This is a genomic window from Streptomyces showdoensis (assembly GCF_039535475.1).
Classification (GTDB): Bacteria; Actinomycetota; Actinomycetes; order Streptomycetales; family Streptomycetaceae; genus Streptomyces; species Streptomyces showdoensis.
The window spans coordinates 24,683-30,682 of sequence record NZ_BAAAXG010000005.1 but is presented as its reverse complement, the minus strand read 5'-3'; positions in this window follow the sequence as shown (position 1 = coordinate 30,682).

Below are 6,000 nucleotides of genomic sequence, written 5' to 3'. Positions count from 1 at the left end.
CAGTCCATGGTGCCACCTGGGACCATGCCCGACGCGGGCGGCAATGGTGCTCCGGTGCGCCCCGGTCGCAGGCAGAATACCCACGGCCGTGAACCTACCCTTGCGGGCCCTGGGGGGGACCTGCGCCCCGCGACTGGGATGTCCAACCGGGGGCCATCACCCTCTTAGATTCCCGTTCGACCTCGCACCCGAACACGCGTTGACATCAGGTGTACCGCTGGTGCGCCTGGCCTGTCGGGGGTGCGACGGACGGGGTGATGACACCTCGGCGCCTTCGCTCCCCCTCTGGGCGGTCCCTCAGCCGTGCTCACGGCCGGACGGGGCCGGCAGGGGCGTGCCCAGGTGTCCCGTTCGAGGCGGTCGTTCGTGCTCAACCACAGCTTGTGGTCTGCGTGGCGGCCAGGCCGGCTGCGCTGTGTCTGAAATCCGCCGGCGTGCCGGGCTGGTTCACCTCCTCGACGGGCGGTCCTTACCTACGGCCCGAGCAGGACCACCAGCCCGCAGCTCCCACCCTAAGGCCGCTCACCTGTCCGCGTCCACCGGGGCCCCCGCGGCGCCGTGTGGACGCCTAGCGGGCGCTTGCGCGGAGGCGCCCGTGTACGGAGTCTTCTGTTGGGGCGCCGCTCTGCGCGTGGTTCCTCAGCCTGTCCACCGTCGGCGAACGGTCTTCGTGTACCTTCTCCATGCCCCCAGCCGAGGGGCGCGCAGAGCGTCCATAAGACCCTGTCCGCGCTTGGGGGCTGGTACAAAAGTCCCCGCACCTTCCACGCCCCGTCGCTTCGCCCGTCCGTGGCAGACGAGCCTCTCCCACCTGGTCCTCACGCCTTTAGCGCCACTCGGCGGGCCCCCCTCGGGGTCCCACTGCGCCAATGACGAGCCTGGATCGTGACTCTACCGCCCGTTGGGATGACTCGGGCCGTCTACTATTCCCTCAGCGGGCGCCGGTGGTCTATCCTGCTGCCCTCGCGACCGTGAGACCCCTCCTTGACCGTCCACGGCCTCCTTGTCACGGTCCTCGTATCTCGACCTGTACTGCCTTCTCTCTACGGCCTCCCACCGAGGGTCTTCCTGATTGCCCTGGCGGTGCGCCGTCCTGCCGTAGCGTGCCTGCGCACGACGGGCGATCCGCTGTTACCAAGAGCGGGCCAGACGCCCTCGCGTACTCGCTCGTCCGTTCTGGGGGGGGCCGTTCGTCCTGGCGTGCACCAAAGGCAGTGTGGGGCGGTCGGGCGCGCGAGCAGGAAGAGGGTGAGACCCGGTGCTGGTGGCGGGTCGTATGGGGGGGGTGGTGGGCGCAGGCGTACGGCGCTGGCTGCTCGGGGGCGCCGTTGCGGGCAGCGCGGGGGGCCGCTCCCGACTTCCGAGGAGCCGGCCTCGCGGCCAGCGGCGTGAGGCGTGTCCCCAGTAGGGTCCATGCTCCCTCCTCATTCGTGCACTTCGGGCGCGCGGTCGCGATCGAGCCCTAGCAGGCACCATTCCATCTATCCAGGGCCCCTGGTACTTGGCGCCGTGCTGTTCCGGGCCGTCAGCCGCCCCTGATGATCCTCGGCGTCGCCCCTAAACCGACCCAGTTGCTCAGGCAACGTCGCCTGACCCGCCGCACCACTGTAAAGGGCCCGTCTCTCTCCTCATGAGTGGGCCATGACCACACGCACCCTGGACCCTCCCTAGCGCCGTGGACAGATCCTTCGTCACCGTGTTCTTACCCTGACGCACAGCCCGGTCCGCTGCTGGGCGTCTCTGTCCATGAAGCTTCTCTGTGTGGCGGCCTGCGGCACCTGCTCGGCTGCTGTCCCTGTCCGTGCCACGCACCGTAAGCACCGACGTCACGATCGCGCGAAGGCGCGGGCTCGCCCGTGACCGCAGTGCGGACGGCTCGGCCTGCTGCCCCGCGGCCTCGTCACCGCCGGACGCTGCGCCCTGCGCGACCCGGGGGCTCGTGACGAGGTGTAATCGGTGTGGTCCGGGTGCTCGCAGCACCGGGTCATTGTCTGGTCGGCTCCTTCAACTCACGGCTTATCGTGTAGCCGCGGCGAGCCGGCGTGTGTCCTTGCTCCGAGCGACCCGTGCAGGACCGACAGGTGGCTTGGCTGCGCCTGTGAGTGAGACGATCACATTCACGTTCGACAATACTGCACTATACCTGCATGCGGATGGTGGTTGACGTCGTCGAGGTGCACGTTCGACCACCTGGCGACACCCCCGCGGAGCTGCCGTTACCACGCCCGTGCGTGGGCTGTCGGGGTAATCTCACACGACTTGTTCCTCATCTCCGGCTCGGTCCTTGCATGCCCGGGTCGCATTGACAGTTACGCCCTCGACCCCTATCCGTGGAGGAGCAGCTCTAAGGAGGAGCGTCGGGTCGCCCCGAGGAGCTTTGCTTACCCTGGTGCTCGACGCACAGCGACAGTGCAGACCCGGCGCACCGCCACCCCCTAGATCCGGGTCTCTAGTCCCAACCACGCACCAGGGTCTCGGGCCGACGCCGCGTTGTAAAATGTGCGGCGCAGGCTATGGTTGGCCTGGATACTCCCGGCGTTGGAGCCTCTCGTTCGACCCGTTACCGTCTTGGCTGGATCGGTCGCTCTCGTTGGACCTCGCGGGACAACAGGTGGCGGGCGCTGTGCTCCTAAAACGCGAACGTTCTCCGGGTGACTACACTCGGGTGGTGGTGGTCGTTCCCCTCGGGAAAGCGGCTTAACTCACAGCCGTCTGTACTTCGCCAATGCTGGTCTTGGTGCCTCGGCGGCCTCGTTATTCCTCCACTCCTGACTTGCTCGAGTGATCTCTATTCTTGGCGTGCTCGTGGGCGGATGTCGTGCTTCCGGCGGGGGGAGGCGGCTCCACAGCCGTGGTGGCGCTAGAAGCGGGGCACGTCCCACAGAGTTGAGGATTACTTGGGCAAGCGGCTGAATCCCGTCCTCGGGGCGGCCGGCCGGACATCACTTGTCCTCGGGGCAGGTGACGGTGGGCGTGGCGCAGTATCTGACTGTGGTCGGCGGAACCTGGCTTCTACGTCGACGGTCTCTCAGCGCCTCGCACGTCCGACGCTCGTTCTGTGCTAGCCGGGTGCTTTGCCATAGTTCGGCTTCCACGGACTGAGGCTTGGTTCGCCTTCCGATCCAATGTGGTGGAACACGGTCTCGTGGATCCCCCGTTCGTCGGTGTTGAATGGCTAATCGGCCGCTTGCGGCCGCGTTAAGGACACGTGCCCCGGCGTGCGCGTAGTGGCCCCGGTCTATTACAACCGTGCGATAGTGCCTTCACGTCTGGCCGCTGGGGTCGTTCCCCAGCGTCAGCGGCGGAGGCGTGGAACATACCCGCCGGCGCTTCAAAGCAACGCTTCACCTTGTGCGGCTCGTGAGCGATCGATGCATGGTGGGAAGCCCAATCGAAGGACTGGAAAGTAAGCGCACAGGGGACTTGGCTGTGGCGGTCACTGCCCTGTTCCTACAGTGTGTCGCAGACTGTCCCAACACTCTCTGCTGGGCGGAGTCTTTCGCACTACTTAATCCAAAATTATCTGTCTTGGCTGTCGCTGGCGTCTGCGGTTTCCTTTTCATGTACTGCCTGCCCGTACGCCTCACAAGAGAAGAGTAATAGAGCAGTTAAAAAGGGAGGGGTCGCGTCTCTGAAACGGACTATGTATGGCTCGAGAAGCCACGTTGTTAATAGTTTTTCAGGCTTGTACTATACATTGAAATCACGTTTTGGGCTCTTGTACTGAGCTCCAGCTGTCCATCGCGCGGTTCTGCAGCGCGTCTATTGTGGTATTTCGCAGCCGTCCTGGGGGGGGAGAGAAGAACGTAAGTTGAAAAGGAATTCGTGCGTACTCCCTCGTTCGGGACCGTATTCTGTAGTTGTCTAGTTGTAACACCCGCTAGCGTTTATACGCTCTCTTTATATTACGTATTGTTGTATCAGCGTGTAGCTGAGGCTCGCTAGCGGCGACAATTAGTGGGGGTCTGATAACAGTGTGGCTCACTAGGAACGGAACCAAGGGCGTGATGCGGAGAGCGGGCTCGACTAGGTCGTGGCTGTCGCTCTGAAGTTGGCAATACTCTGTCGTGTGGGCCCGGAGCTTACGTGGTGGAAGCAACGGCGCGGCGCCATGCGAGGGAGACTAGAACCTAGTCATCACGTTGTGTACATTCGAAAGAATTTGCTTCGCTTTGTGCCCTTGTCTCATCATTTCCGCGTCAAAAAAAGGCGATTATGCGAGGTGCGAGCTGGGCCGCGGTGCCCTGCCGCCTGCTTCCGCCGCTGATGATAGCGGTCGCGCGCACGTCTGTCGCTACACCTATGGTCGCACACGGGCGGCTGCGGATGGGCCAGTTAGTGGGCCCGCCAGCGCGGGCCATTTGGAGGGCCCTGGACACCCCCCGGTAGCCGACCCCGGACCAAACTTGACCGTGTGGGGGGGGCCTGTCCTAGCAAGTCGCGTCATCGAATCACCCCTAGGCCGGTGCTAGCAGATGGCTTCGGGTAATGTCACCGTGTCGAGACTTCGGCGTCATATGAGGTGCCCGAAGGAAAAGTTTCTTCGGGACAGACGGTGACGGGTCTTGAGGGTCAATAATGGGCGAGTCTAAATACGGATCGTACAACTCACGTCTATAAGGCTTCCCTCTGGTGCTCTTTGCCGTTGATAGGCCCACGGAGATACCTTGGCTTAGCTCTTTGGGCAGATCTACTGGTCACATGGTCGTCAGGCCTCACAATTGCCGTAGTAGCAGCGAAGTGCTTCGCGTGCTGCCACCACAGGGTGCTAATGACCGGAGTCGCGAGATGGGTGGGGCGCGTGCGCTCGTTGCGCAGTGTGCTGCGATCTGTGGGAGCGTTGTACGTTGTTTTGTTGAGCGCCCACGGGGCACCTTACATGGACGCCTATATGCTATGATTGGATGTGCTTATCCGGACGTTTGTCGTCGTTCGTATCGAGTGTCCGACATAGAGAACCCCGGGGGGCGGGGTGCCATCAGCCGCGCGAACTACGAATTGCTCAGGCGGGGGCGGTTTCGGCAGTGGGTCGAGGGATCGCATCACGACGCTCTCTGAAGCGGTGCTATACTTTGGACTCTCCTGATGATGTGGGTATGCTCCGCACTCTGATTCTCCAACCAGAAATTAGGCTTCCAGAACTCGTCTGCGGGCGGCGATTAATTGCTCAAGACTGGGGGGCGGCCACTTGTGGGGGGGGCGGGAGGGTCAGGCCTGCCCGAATTGCGTAGAGGTGCTCGGATCGGGCGTGCCTGTAGTGGGCTGGATTTCTTCATGGGCCTTTTGACCTGTGGCTCTCAGGATGCGTGATTTGCGCTCGGATGTACCACGATTCGCCGACCGCTCTCGCCCGTATTGCGGTTTGGTCAGTACAGGTTTGCTCGGGTCTTCTCTTCGATCTTGGCTTTTCCTCGTGGTCTTCTCGTCTGTGGGTCTTCATTGTCGGTGTTGGCGTACAATCCTTTTTTAATCTGGACATGGATAAGCGCCTTGGGTGGTGGGGTCTGGTCCGGGTCCAGGCCTTGAGTGCTCTGGCGCCATGCTCGCTTGGTGCGCGTGTGAATCGGCCTGTTTGGCCTGCGGTGCTATTTTCCTGTCATGTCTGAATTACTTGTTAGGACGATCAATATTCGCGTGACGGTTGCGGGCTGGACGCACTGCGGACTATGCCCGGCCTCTGCAGGATTTATGCTGCGTGGAATCAGGCGGCAGGACTAGAGCGTAATTGGGAGTGCCGCTGCTTACGCAAACTCGACGTAAGGGTGTCGCGCTAGTTTGGCTCCTTATTTCGGCGCCTTTGTATTCCCGTGTGCCGGTCTTGTGTTGAGCCTTCCGCGTTCCCTGTTGCATTACCCGCATAAGGTCTTACGATGAATATACGTCTTACTGCGTGCTATCTAGTGGTGGTTGCTACCTGGCTTATTCCTTCCAGATAGACAGTGGCGGCGGGTTCTGCGTTAGGCAGTGTATCGCCTTCGCATGTTTGACGATGTCGGATGA